The sequence below is a fragment of the Streptomyces sichuanensis genome, assembly GCF_020328095.1.
GTDB lineage: Bacteria > Actinomycetota > Actinomycetes > Streptomycetales > Streptomycetaceae > Streptomyces > Streptomyces cinnamoneus.
The window spans coordinates 1-17,735 of the sequence record NZ_JAIXMK010000123.1 but is presented as its reverse complement, the minus strand read 5'-3'; the positions used below and the strand labels follow the sequence as shown (position 1 = coordinate 17,735).

18 protein-coding genes are annotated in these 17,735 nt (G+C 73.8%); 8 read left to right on the top strand and 10 right to left on the bottom strand.

Annotated elements, in window-relative coordinates:
* Positions 1-923, bottom strand: a 923-nt coding sequence (locus tag LE181_RS26635) for a serine/threonine-protein kinase (protein ID WP_225664052.1), incomplete at its 3' end; no start/stop codon positions are given.
* Between the two features lie 236 nt (positions 924-1,159).
* Here LE181_RS26635 and LE181_RS26630 point away from each other — a divergent pair.
* Positions 1,160-1,450, top strand: a complete 291-nt coding sequence (locus tag LE181_RS26630) for a hypothetical protein (protein WP_225664051.1) — start codon at positions 1,160-1,162, stop codon at positions 1,448-1,450.
* 119 nt (positions 1,451-1,569) lie between these two features.
* Here the strand turns inward: LE181_RS26630 and LE181_RS26625 are convergent, their stop codons facing one another.
* Positions 1,570-2,319: a GntR family transcriptional regulator gene (locus LE181_RS26625; protein WP_225664050.1), complete on the bottom strand. Its 750-nt coding sequence runs from the start codon at positions 2,317-2,319 to the stop codon at positions 1,570-1,572.
* Positions 2,320-2,341: 22 nt separating this feature from the next.
* Positions 2,342-3,673 carry a homogentisate 1,2-dioxygenase gene (hmgA, locus tag LE181_RS26620; RefSeq protein WP_225664049.1) on the bottom strand — a complete coding sequence of 444 codons (1,332 nt, stop codon included), beginning with the start codon at positions 3,671-3,673 and terminating at the stop codon, positions 2,342-2,344.
* A 214-nt stretch (positions 3,674-3,887) separates the two neighbouring features.
* Between hmgA and LE181_RS26615 the strand changes: the two genes are divergently transcribed.
* Positions 3,888-5,306 (top strand): aldehyde dehydrogenase family protein, encoded by a 1,419-nt coding sequence (locus LE181_RS26615; protein WP_225664048.1) that lies wholly within the window; start codon positions 3,888-3,890, stop codon positions 5,304-5,306.
* A gap of 95 nt (positions 5,307-5,401) precedes the next feature.
* Positions 5,402-6,490: a zinc-binding dehydrogenase gene (locus LE181_RS26610; protein ID WP_225664047.1), complete on the top strand. Its 1,089-nt coding sequence runs from the start codon at positions 5,402-5,404 to the stop codon at positions 6,488-6,490.
* On the opposite strand, the gene LE181_RS26605 is transcribed toward LE181_RS26610, so the two are convergent.
* A complete protein-coding gene (locus tag LE181_RS26605) occupies positions 6,487-6,999 on the bottom strand; it encodes a DUF2165 domain-containing protein (protein WP_225664046.1) in 513 nt (170 codons plus the stop codon). The genes LE181_RS26610 and LE181_RS26605 overlap by 4 nt on opposite strands.
* Before the next feature lie 123 nt (positions 7,000-7,122).
* Here LE181_RS26605 and LE181_RS26600 point away from each other — a divergent pair, with 123 nt between their 5' ends.
* Together LE181_RS26600 and soxR are read left to right on the top strand one after the other, a co-directional pair.
* Positions 7,123-7,755 carry a TetR/AcrR family transcriptional regulator gene (locus tag LE181_RS26600; protein WP_225664045.1) on the top strand — a complete coding sequence of 211 codons (633 nt, stop codon included), beginning with the start codon at positions 7,123-7,125 and terminating at the stop codon, positions 7,753-7,755.
* 15 nt (positions 7,756-7,770) lie between these two features.
* The gene (soxR, locus tag LE181_RS26595) at positions 7,771-8,232 is read left to right on the top strand and encodes a redox-sensitive transcriptional activator SoxR (RefSeq protein ID WP_225664044.1); all 462 of its coding nucleotides are present in this window, start codon (positions 7,771-7,773) and stop codon (positions 8,230-8,232) included.
* A 76-nt stretch (positions 8,233-8,308) separates the two neighbouring features.
* Here soxR and LE181_RS26590 read toward each other — a convergent pair whose 3' ends face one another.
* Both LE181_RS26590 and LE181_RS26585 read right to left on the bottom strand, forming a co-directional pair.
* Positions 8,309-8,920: a hypothetical protein gene (locus tag LE181_RS26590; RefSeq protein WP_225664043.1), complete on the bottom strand. Its 612-nt coding sequence runs from the start codon at positions 8,918-8,920 to the stop codon at positions 8,309-8,311.
* Between the two features lie 169 nt (positions 8,921-9,089).
* Positions 9,090-10,439 carry an alpha/beta fold hydrolase gene (locus LE181_RS26585; protein WP_225664042.1) on the bottom strand — a complete coding sequence of 450 codons (1,350 nt, stop codon included), beginning with the start codon at positions 10,437-10,439 and terminating at the stop codon, positions 9,090-9,092.
* Between the two features lie 153 nt (positions 10,440-10,592).
* Here LE181_RS26585 and LE181_RS26580 point away from each other — a divergent pair, with 153 nt between their 5' ends.
* Positions 10,593-11,204, top strand: coding sequence for a TetR/AcrR family transcriptional regulator (locus tag LE181_RS26580; protein WP_225664041.1), 612 nt, complete (start codon positions 10,593-10,595; stop codon positions 11,202-11,204).
* A gap of 37 nt (positions 11,205-11,241) precedes the next feature.
* Here the strand turns inward: LE181_RS26580 and LE181_RS26575 are convergent, their stop codons facing one another.
* The 4 genes from LE181_RS26575 to LE181_RS26560 form a co-directional block, all read right to left on the bottom strand.
* Entirely contained in the window at positions 11,242-12,456 is a 1,215-nt protein-coding gene (locus tag LE181_RS26575; protein WP_225664040.1) for an acyl-CoA dehydrogenase family protein, read from the bottom strand.
* A 7-nt stretch (positions 12,457-12,463) separates the two neighbouring features.
* The gene (locus LE181_RS26570; RefSeq protein WP_225664039.1) at positions 12,464-13,489 is read right to left on the bottom strand and encodes a phosphotransferase family protein; all 1,026 of its coding nucleotides are present in this window, start codon (positions 13,487-13,489) and stop codon (positions 12,464-12,466) included.
* A 115-nt stretch (positions 13,490-13,604) separates the two neighbouring features.
* Complete coding sequence (locus LE181_RS26565; protein WP_225664038.1) at positions 13,605-14,543, bottom strand: MBL fold metallo-hydrolase; 939 nt, start codon at positions 14,541-14,543, stop codon at positions 13,605-13,607.
* A gap of 117 nt (positions 14,544-14,660) precedes the next feature.
* Complete coding sequence (locus LE181_RS26560; RefSeq protein ID WP_225664037.1) at positions 14,661-15,101, bottom strand: MarR family winged helix-turn-helix transcriptional regulator; 441 nt, start codon at positions 15,099-15,101, stop codon at positions 14,661-14,663.
* Between the two features lie 149 nt (positions 15,102-15,250).
* Here LE181_RS26560 and LE181_RS26555 point away from each other — a divergent pair, with 149 nt between their 5' ends.
* Complete coding sequence (locus LE181_RS26555) at positions 15,251-16,756, top strand: MFS transporter (RefSeq protein ID WP_225664036.1); 1,506 nt, start codon at positions 15,251-15,253, stop codon at positions 16,754-16,756.
* Between the two features lie 32 nt (positions 16,757-16,788).
* Complete coding sequence (locus LE181_RS26550; RefSeq protein WP_190108860.1) at positions 16,789-17,712, top strand: NADP-dependent oxidoreductase; 924 nt, start codon at positions 16,789-16,791, stop codon at positions 17,710-17,712.
* The last annotated feature ends 23 nt before the right edge of the window (positions 17,713-17,735 follow it).

Here is a 17,735-nt window from a genome sequence, read left to right as displayed (position 1 = left end):
CCCCGACCGCCCCGCGCCGGCTGCGGGGGCCCTGGGGCGGGATGCGCCGCGACCGTCGGGGTGTGGCCGCCGCCCGGCGGCGGTGCGGACCGGCCGCCCCCGGCGGCCGCCGTCCGCAGCATCCGCTCGGCCTCGTCCACCCCGATCCGCTGTGCGGGATCCTTGCGCAACAGCCCGTCGAGCACGGGCGCGAGCGCACCCGCCCGCCGTGGCGGCGGCAGCTCCGCGTCGACCACGGCCCGCAGCGTGCTCAGCGGCGTGTCCTGACGGAACGGCGAGGCGCCCTCCACCGCTGCGTAGAGCATCACCCCGAGCGACCACAGGTCCGACGCGGGACCGGGCGGATGGCCGAGGGCGCGCTCGGGCGCCAGGTACTCGGGCGAGCCCACCAGTTGTCCGGTCGCCGTCAGCGCCGAACTGCCCTCGATCATCGCGATGCCGAAGTCGGAGAGGACGACACGCCCGTCGTTGGCTATGAGGACGTTTCCCGGTTTCACGTCGCGGTGCAGTACGCCCACGGAGTGCGCCCCCCGGAGCGCGGCCAGCACCTCCGCGCCGATGTGCGCCGCCCGCGCCGGCTCCAGGGGGCCCTCCGCTTCCAGCAGGTCGGCCAGCGACATGCCGCGCACCAGTTCCATGACGATCCACGGCCGGCCCTCGTCACCGGCCACGTCGTGCACGGTGACGACGTTGCGGTGGGAGATGCGCGCCGCCGCGCGCCCCTCGCGCTCCAGCCGGGCGTAGAGATGGCGGACGTCGGAATCCGGCAGGCCGGCGGGGGCGCGCACCTCCTTGACCGCCACTTCCCGGCCCAGGACCTCGTCCCGCGCCCGCCATACCACGCCCATGCCGCCGCGCCCCAGCTCGCCCAGCAGCCGGTAGCGGCCCGCCAGCACTCGTCCGGCGCCGGAACCCGTGTCCATGCGGTGTCCCTCCCCCGAGAGCAATTCGGGGTGAATGTACCGCAACGTAGCGTGATTGCCCCCACCCTCGTGCCGTATTGTCCTGACCAACTCGCGCACAGTGACGTCAGGTTCACGCCAGGCGTGTCAACCCCCTTGACGGGGTGGTGAATCGGCCCCGCCGATGCGCGGGTGACGCGATGGGGCGATAGGGTTACCCTGCCTGGGCCGGGTGCCTCGTACGGGTGGGGAGTGTCATGGATCAGATAACAATGCGCAGCAGGCCGCGTGTGCCTGCCATCACTTACGGGAGCGGTGCGTCGAGCGCGCGCCTCGACCGTCACCTCGCGGTGCTCGGCGGGCCCGCCCTGCCGCAGCGCGAGGTCGAGGGTGCGACCGTGCTGATGCGCGAGCTGACCTCGCGCGACCACGCCCGGGCCGGCCAGGGCGCGAGCCAGAGCCGGACCGCCCGGGTCTCCCTGTTCGCCCCGCTGCGGCGGCTGCGCCGTTCGCTCTTCGGCAGCCACAGCGGCGGCAACCACGCCTGACCCGGCCCCGGCCCGCACGGCCTGCCCTTTCCCCGGGGCCGGCCATCCGGCACACCCACGGCACCCCCGGCCGGGGCGAACACCCCGCTCCTTCGTTCCGTGTCCGTCCCGAGCCCTGCTCAGTGCACGTCCAGCGTGACCGTGAACGAGAAGCGGTCACCGCGGTAGCGGATGCGGGCCACGTCGACGGCGTGGCCCGACTCGTCGTACGTCACGCCCGTGTAGTGCAGGATCGGGCTCAGCAGGGGCACCTGCAGGAGGCGGGCCGTCTCCGGGTCCGCCAGGCGCGCCTCGACCGTGTCCGTGATGCGGCTGATCCGCACCCCCACCACGTCGCGCAGCACCTTCGTCATCGGCCAGCGCGCGAGGTCCGCCACGTCGATGCGCTCGGCCACCTCCGGCCGGACGAGGTTCTCCGCCCAGTTCGTCGGCTCGCCCGACGTGCCGTCGCAGCGCAGCCGCCGGTAGGCGACCGCCTCGTCCAGCCCGGGGAAGTGCTCGGCCAGGTCGGCCGGGACGGCGACCGGCCCGTGGTCCAGCACCGCCGTGCGCTCGCCGGACTGCTGGGCGACGATCGTGTCCACCGAGCCGAGCAGCCGCACGGGGGAGCCCCGCCGGGCGCTCGGCTCGATGAAGGTGCCGCGCCGCCGGTGCCGGCTGATCAGCCCCTCCGCCTCCAGCTCCTTCAGGGCCTGCCGCATGGTCAGCACGCTGACGCCGTAGTGCTCGGCGAGGGCGTCCTCGGTGGGCAGGCGCAGCGGGTCGTCCGGGCGGCGCCCCAGTATGGAGGCGCGCAGCGACTGCGAGACCTGGTACCACAGCGGCAGCTTGCGGTTGAGCGCGAGGGAGTCGGGGGCGAAGGTGGTCACGGGGGCTCCGGCTCGTGCGGCGTCAGCGGTCGAAGTGGCGCTGCAGACCCTGCCACACCGCGTCGTACCCCGTCTGCAGGTGTCCGGCGCCCGCCGCCTGCCCGGTGAGGGTCACCGGCCAGCGCGTCTCGAACATGAAGGCCAGCCCGTCGTCCAGCTTCTGCGGCGCCAGCTCCGCCGCGCTCGCCCGCTCGAAGGTGTCCCGGTCCGGGCCGTGCGCCGACATCATGTTGTGCAGCGAGCCGCCGCCCGGCACGAAGCCGCCCTTCCCGGCCGTCTTCGCGTCGTACGCGCCCTCGATCAGGCCCATGTACTCGCTCATCACGTTCCGGTGGAAGTACGGCGGCCGGAACGTGTCCTCGCCCACCAGCCAGCGGGGGGCGAACACCACGAAGTCGACGCCCGCCAGGCCCGGGGTGTCGGACGGCGAGGTGAGGACCGTGAAGATCGACGGGTCCGGGTGGTCGTAGCTGATCGAGCCGATGACGTTGAAGCGGCGCAGGTCGTAGACGTAGGGGACGTAGTTGCCGTGCCAGGCGACCACGTCCAGCGGCGAGTGGTCGTACGTGGCCGTCCAGAGGTTGCCGCAGAACTTGTTGACCACCTCGACCGGGCCCTCGACGTCCTCGTGGGCCGCGACGGGCGCCAGGAAGTCCCGGGCGTTCGCCAGACCGTTCGCGCCGATCGGGCCCAGGTCGGGCAGGACGAAGGGCTTGCCGTAGTTCTCGCAGACGTAGCCGCGGGCGTCCTCGTCCAGCAGCTCCACCCGGAAGCGCACGCCGCGCGGGATCAGCGCCACGTGCCCCGGCTCGGCGCGCAGCAGCCCGAACTCGGTGCGCAGCAGCAGCCCGCCGCGCTCCGGCACGATCAGCAGCTCGCCGTCGGCGTCGCTGAACACCCGGGTCATCGAGGCGTTGGCGGCGTACAGGTGCACGGCCATGCCCGTGCGCTGCGCGGCGTCACCGTTGCCGCCCAGGGTCCACAGGCCGGCCAGGAAGTCGGTGCCCCCGGCCGGCTCCGGCATCGGGTCCCAGCGCAGCCGGTTGGGGTCGGGCACGGTCTCGGTGAAGGGCGCGCCGCGCAGGGCGCCGTTGTCGGTGCGGGTGAACGGCGGGTGGGCGGCCGAGGGGCGGATGCGGTACAGCCACGAGCGCAGGTTGTGGGCGCGGGGCTCGGTGAAGGCGGAGCCGCTCAGCTGCTCCGCGTAGAGGCCGAGCGGCGCCCGCTGCGGGGAATTGCGCCCGTGCGGCAGGGCGCCGGGCAGGGCCTCGTTGCTGTGCTCGTTGCCGAAGCCGGACAGATACGTCAGCCCCTCGGCCGTCTTCCGCGCCTGCTCGTTGCCGCTACCGCTCATCGCGTGCTCCCGCTGCCGGTGGATTCCTATGGGAGACCGTAGGATTCCCGGCCGGGCACGTCAATGGATCAGCGCCCGCCGTGTTCGGCCGCCCGAGGGCCACCCCGCGGACCGGCCAAATCCACCGGGGCGGGGTGCAGTTGCTGGTCAGTTCGTCCTACCGGTGGGTAGGGTCGAGGGCGACCGAGCGCACCGCACCGCGAGGAGAAGACCTGTGATCGCCCACGACGGGATGTACATCGACGGCAGCTGGCGGCCCGCCGCGGGCCGTGACACGACCGAGGTGGTCAACCCGGCCGACGAGCAGATCATCGGGGTCGTTCCGGCGGGCACCGCCGAGGACGTCGACGCCGCCGTGCGGGCCGCCCGCGCGGCCCTGCCGGGCTGGGCCGCCACTCCGCCGGGCCGTCGCGGCGCGTACCTCGCCGCCCTGCGCGACGCGCTCGCCGCCCGGCAGGAGGAGGTGGCCGCCACCGTCACCGCCGAGCTCGGCTCGCCCACCGGCTTCGCCCGGCGGGTCCACGCCGGCGTGCCGGTCGCCGTCGCCGGTTCGTACGCCGAGCTGGCCGCGGAGCACGCGTTCGAGGAGCGCATCGGCAACTCCACCGTCCTGCACGAACCGGTCGGCGTCGTCGGAGCGATCACGCCCTGGAACTACCCGCTCCACCAGATCGTCGCCAAGGTCGCCCCGGCCCTCGCCGCGGGCTGCACGGTCGTCCTCAAGCCCGCCGAGGACACGCCCCTGACCGCCCAGCTCTTCGCCGAGTGCGTGGCCGACGCGGGCCTCCCGGCCGGCGTGTTCAACCTGGTCACCGGCCTGGGCGAGGTCGCCGGCCGGGCACTGGCCGAGCACCCGGGCGTCGACCTCGTCTCCTTCACCGGCTCGACGGCCGTCGGCAGATCCGTCGCCGCGGCCGCCGGCGCCGCGATCAAGCGGGTCGCCCTCGAACTGGGCGGCAAGTCCGCCTGCGTCGTCCTCCCCGGCGCGGACCTCACCCGGGCCGTCACCACCACCGTCGCCGACGTCATGCGCAACGCCGGCCAGTCCTGCAACGCCCTGACCCGGCTGCTGGTCCACGCCGACCAGTACGAGGAAGCCGTCCGGATCGCCGCCGAGGCCGTGCGGGACTACGTGCCCGGCGACCCCACCGACCCGGCCACCCGGCTGGGACCCCTCGTCAGCGCGGCGCAGCGCGAACGGGTCACCGGCTACGTCACCCGGGGCATCGAGGAGGGCGCGCGCCTGGTCGTGGGCGGGCCCGGGGCCCCCGAGGGCCGCGAGAAGGGCTACTACGTCCGCCCGACCCTCTTCGCCGACGTCACGCCCGGCATGACCGTCGCCCAGGAGGAGATCTTCGGGCCCGTCGTCTGCGTCATGAAGTACGAGGACGAGGAGGAGGCCCTGCGCATCGCCAACGGCACGGTCTACGGGCTGGCCGGCGCGGTGTGGGCGCAGGACGAGGAGCGGGCCGCCGCCTTCGCCCGCCGCATGGACACCGGGCAGGTCGACGTCAACGGCGGCCGGTTCAACCTGCTCGCCCCCTTCGGCGGCCACAAGCAGTCGGGGATCGGGCGGGAGCTGGGCGTGCACGGTCTGACGGAGTACCTGCAGACCAAGTCCCTCCAGTTCTGACCCGCGCCCACCCGCCCGGCCCGGTCCGCACGGCCCGTCGCCGCCGGGAGCGCACAGTCCGCACCCGCCCGGAGAGACCCGAGAAAGGGTTCGTCATGGTTCGCGCCGCCGTCCTGCCCGCCGTGGGCGCCCCGCTGGAGATCACCGAGATCGACCTGCCCGCCCCCGGCCCGGGGCAGGTACGGGTGCGGCTCGCCGCCGCCGGGGTCTGCCACTCCGACCTCTCGCTCTCCAACGGCACCCTGCGCCAGCCGGTCCCGGCCGTGCTCGGGCACGAGGGGTCGGGCACCGTCACCGCCGTCGGCGAGGGCGTGCACGAGGTGGCACCCGGCGACCGGGTCGTCCTCAACTGGGCGCCCTCCTGTCGCTCCTGCCACTTCTGCGGCCTGGACGAGCCCTGGCTGTGCGCCGACGCCGCGGCCGGCGCCGGCACCCCGTACGCCACCCTGCGCCGGGACGGCTCCGCGCTCCACCCGGGCCTGGGCACCGCCGTCTTCGCCGAGGAGACCGTGGTGCGGGCGAGCGCCGTGCTGCCGTTGCCCGACGGCATCCCGCTGGCGGAGGCGGCCCTGCTCGGCTGCGCGGTGCTCACCGGCTACGGCGCGGTGCACCACAGCGCCCGGGTGCGGGCCGGCGAGACGGTGGCGGTCTACGGCGTCGGCGGCGTGGGCCTGTCCGTGCTGCAGGCCGCACGGATCGCCGGGGCGGCGACGATCGTGGCGGTGGACGTGTCCCCGGAGAAGGAGGCGCTGGCCCGCGCGGCCGGGGCCACCGCGTTCGTCGTCGCCTCCGAGGACACCGCACGGACGGTCCGGGAGCTGACCGGCGGCCACGGCGTGGACGTGGCCGTCGAGTGCGTCGGCCACGCCGGCACCATCCGTACCGCATGGTCCTCCACCCGCCGGGGCGGCCGCACCACCGTCGTCGGCATCGGCGGCCGGGACCAGCAGGTGGCCTTCTCGGCGCTGGAGCTCTTCCACTTCGGCCGCACCCTCACCGGCTGCGTCTACGGCAACAGCGACCCGGCCCGGGACCTGCCCGCCATCGCCTCCCACGTGCGCGCGGGACGGCTGGACCTGGCGGGCATGGTGACGGCGCGCACGGACCTCGACGGCATCCCGGCCGCGTTCGAGGCGATGCTGGCCGGGCGCGGCGGCCGGACCCTGGTGGTCTTCCCGGATTAGGGCAGGTGCCACTGCGGGGACGGCAGATGGATCAGTATCAGCACGAAGCCGGCGAGGGTGAAGGTGCGGAGGGCGGCCTGCAGTCCGTTCCACTTGGCCGACTGCCACATCGCGAACCACTCGCCGCCTATGGCCATGAAGCCCAGCCCGAACAGCAGCATGAGCATCAGCAGTCCCAGCGTGGTGGCCCGCCGGGCCGCGCCGTAGCCGGGGCCGTACCGGCGCAGGCCGCGGACCCACAGCACGGTGGCCGCGATCAGCAGGGCGGCGGCCAGCGTCTCCCATACGATGATGAGCACGTAGGCCGCGTCCTGGAGAGCGGGGTCCGTGACGGCTCGCCACATCAGGTCCTCGTCCTCGAAGGTCGTGTCCATCGCCAGGACGTGCCGGACGAACTCCTGGTTGGTGCCGAAGTCGGTGATGTTGCCGAAGGCGACGAGGGTGATGTAGACCGCCACCGTGGCGGTCAGCACCGTGGCCGCCACGGGCAGGGTGCGCTCAGCGGTCATGGGGTGATTCCTTCCCCCGCGACCGGGGCCGTACGCCCCCTAAGCGCTTGCTCAGGGTCGGGGTATGGTGTTCGTCCTTCTGACGGCGAGGGGCCCGGAGCGGCCCGGAGAGCGGGGCACGGCATGGATGCGGAGGCGCAGCGGACCGAGGAGTGGGCCGACGTGACGCCCGACGCCGCACGGCGGCTGCTGACCGCCGCCGTCCAGGCGTTCGCCGGACGCGGCTACCACGCCACCACCACCCGCGACATCGCCGGCCGCGCCGGCATGAGCCCCGCCGCGCTCTACATCCACTACCGGACCAAGGAAGAACTCCTCTTCCGCATCAGCGGCGTCGGCCACCGCCTCGCCCTCGACATCCTCCGGCAGGCCCGGGACGGCGCCGGCACCCCCGCCGAGCGGCTCGCCACCGCCGTCCGCCGCTTCGTGCGCTGGCACGCCGAGCACCACACCACCGCCCGGGTCGTGCAGTACGAGCTCGGCGCGCTCGGCGAGGAGCACTACGCGGAGATCCTCGCCATGCGCCGGGACACCGACGCCGCCGTGCGCGCCATCATCGAGGACGGCGTCGCCGCCGGCGACTTCGACGTCCCCGACGTGCGCGGCACCACCCTCGCCGTCCTCTCCCTGTGCATCGACGTCGCCCGCTGGTTCAACGCCGAGGGCAAGCGCACCCCCGACGAGGTCGGCGAGCTGCACGCCGGGCTGGTGCTGCGCATGGTGGGGTACGACGGCCCCCTGCCCGCCGGCGTCTGACGTACAGTCTGAGCCGTGCCGCAGATTTCGAACAAAATCCACGAGCTGACCGTCGGGCAGCTCTCCGCGCGCAGCGGCGCGGCCGTCTCCGCCCTGCACTTCTACGAGACCAAGGGCCTGATCAGCAGCCGCCGCACGGCGGGCAACCAGCGCCGCTACGACCGTGACGCGCTGCGCCGGGTCGCCTTCATCCGCGCCGCGCAGCGCGTCGGCATCCCGCTCGCCACGATCCGTGACGCGCTCGCCGAACTGCCCGACGAGCGCACCCCCAACCGCGCCGACTGGGCACGGCTGTCCGAGGTCTGGCGGATCGAGCTGGACGAACGGATACGGCAGCTCGGCGCGTTGCGCGACCGCCTGGACGACTGCATCGGCTGCGGCTGCCTGTCGCTGGACAAGTGCGCGCTGTCCAACCCCGACGACCGCTTCGGCGGCATGGGCACCGGCTCGCTGCTGTACGGCCAGCGCACGTCCTGAAGGCCCGCACGCCGCTCCCGCGGCCGGTCACCGGGCGTCCGGCCGCTCCCCGGGGGCGCCCCCCCGGGGAGCGGCCTCACACCGCCGCGTAGCGCTCGGCGAAGGTGTACCGCCGGGTCGCGGACAGCACGGCGGGGGTGAGGACGGACACGGGGACGACGATGCCGCAGTCCGTGCACACGGGCCCCTGGAGCGGATAGCGCTCCAGGTCCGTGCGCCACTCGATGCGTTCCTGGGCGCACACGGGGCAGGCGTCGCCGGGGGCGGACTCCATGGCCTTGATCATCCGGCGCAGCACGTCCGCGAGGGGGGCGGCCGGGGTCACCTCGGGGGACGCGCACGGCACGATGTCACAGCCGCCCCAGGTGTTGCGGTGCCAGTCGTCGACGGCGCTGGGCTGGCGGATGCCGTCGTGCTTCTCGCGCCGGCGGCGGCCGGCGAACTCCGCCTCGTAGGCCAGCCAGACCTCGCGCGCCTCCTCCAGCTCGGCCAGCGCGGCGATGAGCAGGGCGGGGTCGGGGGAACGGTCGTCGGGGGCGAGGCCGGCGCGGGCGCACAGGTGGCGCCAGGTCGCCCGGTGCCCGTACGGGGCGAAGCGTTCGAGGCATTTGCGCAAGGACGTCCGGCGCAGTGCGATGGTGTTCCGTGGATTGCGGACTTCCCGGGCTAGTGCTCTGAAACCTGCCACTGCATCCCACCTCCGGCGGCGCGGACTCGGATCGACATGGAAGGGACGTATCCCGCCGCCGATCGGATCCATCGGATATTCGGACCCGCTGGACGGGATACGCGCCGACTTCCGCTCTGCTACCCCCATCGGGCCGACAGATGTGGGCCCGGGTGAAGGTGGCGGATCCTCAGCCCACCGACGGGCGGACGAGCCGCCCGGCCACCAGGACGAGACGGGCCAGCTCCCCGTGGCAGATGTCGCTGTGCGCACCGGAGGGCGGCCCGCCGCGCCGGACGACGGCCGCGACGTCGACGTTGACGCAGCCGGACTCCGGCAGCGGGCCCGCCAGGGCCTGCCCGAGCTCCAGCGTCCCGGTGCCGGTCACGGCCTGGACGCCGTCGTGGCCCATCGCGCCCCACCGGGCGTCGCCGAGGCCCAGCGCGGACTGCGTGTCCCCGGACATCCGGGAGGCGAGCGGGTAGAGCAGGCTCAGCGCCAGGTCGTGGCGCGAATGGCAGCACACCACGGGCCCGGCGACCCGGCGGTGCAGGTCCTTCAGCACCCCCGAGCGGTCCTGGGCGAAGGGCAGGCGGGGCGCGAAGGCGTAGTGCGAGAAGGCGCCTTGGAGCAGAACGAGGGAGTGCACGCACTGTGCGCGCTCCGGCAGCCCGCGCACGGCGAACGCCACGAGCCGCCCGCCGAAGCTGTGTCCCACCAGGTGCACCCGCAGGCCCGGGGACGCCTCGGCGAGCTCCCCGAGGAGCGGACCGAGCCCCTGCTGCCCCACCTGGCCCGCGCGTCGCTTCATCTCCCAGTAGGAGCCCTGCCGCAGCAGTTCGAGGGCGCCGCTCCACAGGCGCCCCAGCCCCCCGAAGAGCTCCGCTCGGGCCGAGCCGGCCGGGACCACGGCCTCGGCGAAGCGCTCGCAGACCGCCCGCGGGCTCTCGGTCAGCATCGCCGGCGCCGCGGACGCGCCCGGCTCCGGGTCCACGTCGTCGAGAACGCCGCGGAGAACGGGGTCCTCCGCGCCGGTGGCCGCCCCGGGACCGGGCACCCCCACGAGCCGCCGCACGAGGGAGGCGAACTCCTCCAGCCGCGCGGGGTCCGCCGGCCGCCGCTCGATCAGCTCGGCCAGCCGGTCCAGCAGGGCCTCGCTGCCGGGGAAGACCGCCGCCAGCGCTTCCAGCGTGCCGGGCTCCAGCGCCGGGCCGTCTCCGGTCAGCGCGGGACGGAGGTCCGGGAAGTCGGGGACGGGCTCGTCGGTGAAGCGCATCGACGGCCAGATCACACCGCCGTAGCCCAGGCGCGCGGCGTCGTCGCCGCACTCGGCGAACACGGCGGGGAAAGGGGCGAAGAACCGGCGGTAGAGGCCGGTGGCGAGCGACCGGCTGTTGTTCCAGCCGTGCGCGAAGACCACCAGATCGGTCAGGCCACGGTCCACCACCCCGCGTATCAGGGCGTCCCGGCCGCCCGGATCCACGTCTCCCTCGGCGTCGAACATCAGCTCCCAGTACGGCTCCACACCCACGTCCGTCATGACGTCCCCCTGTGCCGGTCCCGATGTGCGCGCATCTTCCTGCCGTCAAGAGGGCATGTCCAGCCTCCCGTCAACCGGTTCACCCGTGCGAGAAGCCCTTTCCCCCCGGCATACCGACTGGTTAGTGTGCCGCTCACGGAAAGGCGGGTGGCGATGACGACCACGACGGCGACGGCCGGCACGACGGAGGGCGGCGGACGGCCCGTACCGCAGCGGCTGCTCGCGGCCGCCACCCGGCTCTTCGCCGAGCAGGGCTACGACCGCACGTCCGTCCAGGAGATCGTCCGGGCGGCAGGCGTCACCAAGGGCGCGCTCTACCACTACTTCGGCTCGAAGGACGACCTGCTGCACGAGGTCTACGGGCGCGTCCTGCGCCTGCAGCAGGAGCGGCTCGACGCCTTCGCGGGCGCCGACGCCCCCGTCGAGCAGCGGCTGCGGGACGCGGCCGCCGACGTGGTCGTGACGACCATCGAGAACCTCGACGACACGAAGATCTTCTTCCGGTCGATGCACCAGCTCGGCCCCGAGAAGCTCCGGCAGGTGCGGGCCGAACGGCGCCGCTACCACGAGCGGTTCCGCGCCCTGGTGGAGGAGGGCCAGCGCACGGGCGTCTTCGGCTCGGCGACCCCCGCCGACCTGGTGGTCGACTACCACTTCGGCTCCGTCCACCACCTGGCCAGCTGGTACCGCCCGGACGGCCCGCTCAGCGCCCGGCAGGTCGCCGACCACCTCGCGGACCTCCTCCTACGGGCGCTACGGCCCTAGGGCGTGTCCGGCGCACCGGTCCACGGGCCCCACGGCCTCAGGCGTGGCGGCCCAGCTCCCGCCGGGCCAGTGACCGCTGGTGCACCTCGTCCGGCCCGTCCGCCAGGCGCAGTGTCCGCGCCGCCGCCCACAGCTCCGCCAGCGGGAAGTCCTGGCCCACGCCGCCGGCGCCGTGCAGCTGCACCGCCTTGTCGAGGATGTCCGCCACCGTCCGCGGCGTCGCGATCTTGATGGCCTGGATCTCCGTGTGCGCGCCCCGGTTGCCGACGGTGTCCATCAGCCACGCCGTCTTGAGCACCAGCAGCCGCAGTTGCTCCACCGCCACCCGCGCATCGGCGATCCACTCCTGCACCACCCCCTGGCCGGCGAGCGGCTTGCCGAAGGCCGTACGGGCCACCGCCCGCCGGCACATCAGCTCGATGGCCCGCTCGGCCATGCCGATCAGGCGCATGCAGTGGTGGATCCGGCCGGGGCCGAGCCGGGCCTGGGCGATGGCGAAGCCGCCGCCCTCCTCGCCGACGAGGTGCGCGGCCGGGACGCGGACGCCGTCGAGGACCACTTCGGCGTGGCCGCCGTGGTAGTGGTCCTCGTAGCCGTAGACCCGCATGGCCCGCCGGATCTCCACCCCGGGCGTGTCACGGGGGACCAGCACCATCGACTGCTGGCGGCGCACGTCGGGCCCGTCCGGGTCGGTCTTGCCCATGACGATCAGGAGCCGGCAGTCGGGGTGCAGGGCCCCGGAGATGTACCACTTGCGTCCGGTGATCACGTAGTCGTCGCCGTCGCGCTCGATCCGCGTCTGCACGTTCGTGGCGTCCGACGAGGCGACGTCCGGCTCGGTCATGGCGAAGGCCGAGCGGATCTCGCCGGCCAGCAGCGGCTCCAGCCATCGCCGGCGCTGCTCCTCGGTGCCGAACTGGGCCAGCAGCTCCATGTTCCCGGTGTCGGGGGCGGCGCAGTTGAGGGCGGTGGGGGCCAGCTGGGGGCTGCGTCCGGTGATCTCCGCCAGCGGCGCGTACTGGAGGTTGGTCAGCCCGGCGCCGTACCGCTCGCCGGGGAGGAACAGGTTCCACAACCCGCGCCGCCGCGCCTCGGCCTTGAGCTCCTCCACCACCGGCGGGACGTCCCAGGGCGAGGCGGCCCTGGCCCGCTGCTCCTGGGCGACGGCCTCCGCCGGGTACACGTGTTCGTCCATGAAGGCCGACAGCCGGCCGCGCAGTTCCTCGGTCCGGGCGTCGTAGGCGAAGTCCATGGGCTGCTCAGCCTTCCTGCAGGGTGGTGAGTCCGTTGCCGATGAAGAGCGGGACGAGCTCGCCGATGCGGTCGAAGCCCGCGCCCACGGTCTGGCCGAGGGTGTAGCGCAGGTGGATGCCCTCCAGGATCACGGCGAGCTTGAAGTAGGCGAAGGCCGTGTACCAGGGCAGCGCCGAGACGTCGCGGCCGGAGCCGGCCGCGTAGCGCTCGACGAGCTCCGCGGGCGCCGGGTGGCCGGGGGCCGTGCGGGTGGCCGTCAGGGGCGAGCCCGGGACCTCCTGCTGTTCGCTGTACATCACGAGCAGGCCGAGGTCGGTGAGCGGGTCGCCGAGGGTGGACATCTCCCAGTCCAGCACCGCGGCGACGCGGTCGTCGGCGCCCAGGAGGACGTTGTCGAGGCGGTAGTCGCCGTGCACGACGACGGGTGCGGGGGAGCAGGGCAGCGCCGCGCCCAGGGAGCGGTGCAGCTCGTCGATCCCGGCCAGCTCGCGGCTGCGCGAGGCGTCCAGCTGCTTGCCCCACCGCCGCAGCTGCCGCTCCAGGAACCCTTCCGGCCGCCCGAAGTCCCCGAGCCCGGCGGCCTCCGGGTCGACGGCGTGCAGGGCGACGAGCGTGTCGGCGAGCCCGAGCACCGCCCGCCGGGTGCGCCCGGGCCCGATGGCGGTGAGCTGCTCCGCCGTGCGGTACGCGGTGCCCTCGACGTACTCCATCACGTAGAAGGGCGCTCCGATGACGTCCTCGTCCCGGCACAGCAGCAGCGCCCGGGGCACCGGCACCGCGGTGTCGCGCAGCGCGCTGATCACCCGGTGCTCGCGTGCCATGTCGTGGGCGGTGGCCAGCACGTGTCCGAGCGGGGGGCGGCGCACCACCAAGCGTCCGCCGGCGGCGTCGTCGACCCGGTAGGTGAGGTTGGAGCGCCCCCCTTCGATCAGCTCGGCCCGCAGCGGCCCCTGCACCAGCCCGGGCAGTTCGCGCTCCAGGTGTGCCCGCAGCCGCACCGGGTCGAGCCCCGGAAGGTGGTCCTTGCTCATCGAGTGCCCCTCCACGCCGAGTTGGACGCAGTGCCGTCCGTCGCACGGACGGACGGCCTGCCGACCGGCTCATCATGCCGACCAGTCGGTATGCCGTCCAGGGGTTCCCGGCGGTTCAGGCGTGGCAGGCGAGGGGCTGCCCGCCGTTCATCTCCGCCATGTCGCCGAGCACGGGCAGCAGGTCGAGCGCGGTGCCCACCGGCCGGCCGTCGAGCTCGGCGTAGGCGCGGTGCAGGTTGGCCACCAGGCGCTCGCTCTCGCGCAGTCCGGCGAACTCGCCCAGGTCGGCGCGGCGGGCGGCCTCCAGCGGGGTGTGGCCGGCGGCGTGGGAGGTGCGGGCCAGGTCCTGGACGTAGCGGAGGTAGCGCTCGACGGTGTCGTAGACGCCGGGGTCGGTGACGCGGCCGTGGCCGGGCACCACGGTGTGCGCGTCGAGGCCGCGCAGGACCTCCAGGGCGCGCAGCGAGCCGCTGAGCGAGCCCATCATGACGAAGGGCGTGCCGCCGTGGAAGACGAGGTCGCCGGTGAAGACGATGCCCTGCTGCGGCAGCCAGGCGATCGTGTCGCCGACGGTGTGCGCGGGGCCGGGGTGGATCAGCCGGACCTCGATGTCGCCGACGTGGACGGTCAGGGCGTCGGTGTAGGTGAGGTTGGGCGCGGTGACCTCGATGTCGCCGTACTCCACCGCGGGCCAGGCCAGGTGGAGCTGCAGGCCCGCGGCGAGGGTCTCGCGGCGGCAGTCGGCGTGCCCGATGACCGTGGCGTCGGGGGTGAAGACGCAGTTGCCGTAGGTGTGGTCGCCGTGGTGGTGGGTGTTGACCAGCATCGTCGGCAGCGGGGCGCCGCTCGCGGCCACGGCGTCGCGCAGCAGGCGGGCCCGGCGCTCGGTGGCCGCCGTGTCGATGAGCAGCGTGCGGCCGCCGTCGGACACGAAGCCGGCGTTGTTCAGGCACCAGCCGCCGTCGGGCTGGACGTAGGCGTGCACGCCCGGTGCGAGGGTGACGGTGTACGGCTCGGTGTCCGCTGCCTCACCGGTGGTGCTGAGCGTGGTCATGGATGCCTCCCGTGTCGTCCGCCACGGGGCGGGCCGTTCCGAATGACCGTCAGAATACGGCGGCCGGAGGGCGGGCGCATGGCCGCAGGGCGGGTGCCTCGCGGCCGGAGGCCGTGGTCAGGCGCGGCGCTCCATGCCGGGGCGGAGGCGCTCCAGGAGCCCGTACAGCACCGTGCGCTCCTCCTCGTCCAGCGCGTCGAGCGCACTGTGCGTGGCCTGCATCTCGGCGCGCACCCGGCGGATCGTCTCGTGGCCCTCCTCGGTGGCCACGACGTTCTTCACCCGGCGGTCGGCGGGGTCGGGCTCGCGGCGGACCAGCCCGCGCGCCTCCAGCCGGTCCACGATGCCGGTGACGTTGGAGGCGTCGCAGACCAGCAGGGTGGCCAGGCCCCGCATGGGGACCGGGCCCTTGAGCTGGGCCAGCAGCTTGGCCTGCACGGAGGTGAGGCCGTGGCGGGCGGCGGCGGCCGCGAAGTCCTGCCACTGCGCGGTGCCGAGTGCGGCCACCAGCTCCAGGAGCTGGGCCTTGGTCGGGGGCTGGGGGTGCGTGCCGGTCATGGGTGAAGTGTACTCAAGAGCTTGATGGCTTAAATCATTAACTTGACTATGTGAACTATTGGGTCCTACCGTGGTCCGAGTTGCTTGACGATCTCAAGCATCCATGTCGTGAAGTAACTCGAAGTGACCACGAAGGAACCCCTCCCTCCATGACCCCCGCAGCGCCCGCAGCGCCCGCCGAACAGGCCGGCGGCCGGAACGAGACGGTGATCGTCTTCGCTCTGAGCCTGGCCGCCATGGTCGTCTCGATGATGCAGACCCTCGTCGTGCCGATCCTGGGCCTCATCCAGAACGACCTGGAGACCACCTCCGCCAACGTCAGCTGGGTCACCACCGCGACCCTGCTCTCCGCCGCCGTCTTCACCCCGCTGCTCGGCCGCTTCGGCGACCAGCACGGCAAGAAGAAGACCCTGGTCGCCGTCCTCGTCGTGATGGTCGCGGGCTCCGTCCTCGCGGCCGTGACCCACTCGCTGCTCTGGCTGATCGTCGGCCGGGTGCTCCAGGGCGCCGCCACCGCGATCTTCCCGCTCGCGCTGTCCGTGCTGCGCGAGGAGGTCCGCCCGGCCAAGCTGCCCGGCGCCATGGCCATGGTCAGCGGCACCCTCGCCTTCGGCAGCGGCCTGGCCCTCGTCGCCACCGGCCTGCTCACCTCCGGCGACGACCCCGACTACCGCAGTGCCTTCTGGCTGGCCACCGGCCTCGCCACGCTGGCCCTGATCGCCGTCGCCACGCTCGTCCCCGCCACCCGCGAGACCACCGGCGGCCGCACGGACGTGCTGGGCGCCCTCACCCTGGCCGCCACCCTCGTCCTGCTCCTGCTGCCCATCACCCAGGGCCACGAGTGGGGCTGGTCCTCCGCCCGCACCATCGGCTGCTTCGCCGGCGCCGCGGTGGCGGCGGCCCTCTGGACGCTGGTCGAGCGCAAGGTCCGCGAGCCGCTGGTCGACATGCGGATGTTCGCCCACCGCCCGGTGCTCTTCGCCAACCTCGCCGGCCTGCTCGTCGGCTTCGGCTCCTTCGCCCTCTTCATCGGCGTCTCGTACCTGGTCCAGATGCCCTCGGCGATCACCGGCTACGGCTTCGACGCCAGCGTCCTGCGGGCCTCGGTCGAGTTCCTGCTGCCCAGCACGATCGTCTCGCTGCTCGCCGCCCCCGTCGGCGGCCAGCTCGTCCGCCACAAGGGCCCCCGGCTGGTACTGCTGCTCGCCTCGCTCATCGGCACCGCGGGCTTCGTCTGGATCGCCCTCGACCACGAGCACGCCTACGCCGTGATCGCCGCCGGCGTGTTCGTCGGCGCGGCGATCAGCTTCGGCTACGCCGCCATGCCGGCCGTGATCGTCGCGAGCGTGCCGCACCACCAGACCGGCATAGCCAACGGCATCAACTCCATCTCCCGCTCGACCGGCAGCGCCATCGGCAGCGCGATGATCACCACGGTCCTCGCATCCAAGAGCATCGAGCACCTCCCGCCGGGCGCGCCCAAGCTCCCCGCCGAGAGCCAGTTCACCCTGACCTTCGTCATCGCGGGCACCGCCTTCCTGCTGGTGTCCCTGGTGGCCGGGCTGGGCCTGCGGAAGATCCACGCGCTGCGGGACGCCGCGGTGGCGGCCCCGGGCGCCGCACCCGACGCTGAAACCGCACCCGCCGCACGCTGAACCCGAACACGGCAAGACAAGGAGTCGGCACCATGAAGGCTGTCAGCTACCGCACCTACGGCGGCCCCGAGGTCCTCGAATACGGCGAGGCCCCCAAGCCCAAGGCCGGCCCGGACAGCGTCCTGATCAAGGTCAAGGCGGCCGCCGTCAACCCCGTCGACTGGAAGGCCCAGGCGGGCGGCCTCGACCCCTACCTCGACGCCGTCTTCCCCGTCATCCCCGGCTGGGACGTCTCCGGCGTCGTCGTCGGCCAGGGCCTGGACACCCCCGAGTACCAGGTCGGCGACGAGGTCATCGGCTACGTCCGGGAGGACTTCCTCTCCCGCGGCACCTTCGCCGAGTACGTGGCGGCACCGGTGCGCACCCTCGCCCCGAAGCCCTCGGGCCTCACCTTCGAGGAGGCCGCGGGCATCCCGCTGGCCGGCCTCACCGCCTACCAGGCCCTCAAGGCCGTCCAGGCCGGCAAGGGCGACACCGTGCTCATCCACGCGGCCGCGGGCGGCGTCGGCTCCATGGCCGTCCAGCTCGCCCGCCACATGGGCGCCCGCGTCATCGGCACGGCGAGCGAACGCAACCACGACTACCTGCGCTCGCTGGGCGCCGAACCCGTCACCTACGGCGAGGGGCTCGCCGAGAGGGTGCGGGCGCTGGCGCCCAAGGGCGTGACGGCCGTGCTGGACCTGGTCGGGGGCGGGGCCGTCACGACCTCGCCCGACGTGACCGCGACCGGCGCCCGCCTGGTCTCCATCGCCGACCCGGAGGTCGCGGCCCTCGGCGGCCGCCTCCTGTGGGTACGCCCGGACGCCGCCGACCTCACGGAGCTCAGCCGCCTGGCGGAACAGGGCGTCCTCACGGTCGAGGTGGCGGCGGTCTTCCCCCTGGAAAAGACGGCCGACGCCCAACGCCTCAGCGCCGAGGGCCACACCCGCGGCAAGATCGTGGTGACGGTGGCCTGACGGGCCCGTGCGGGGAGGGGCCG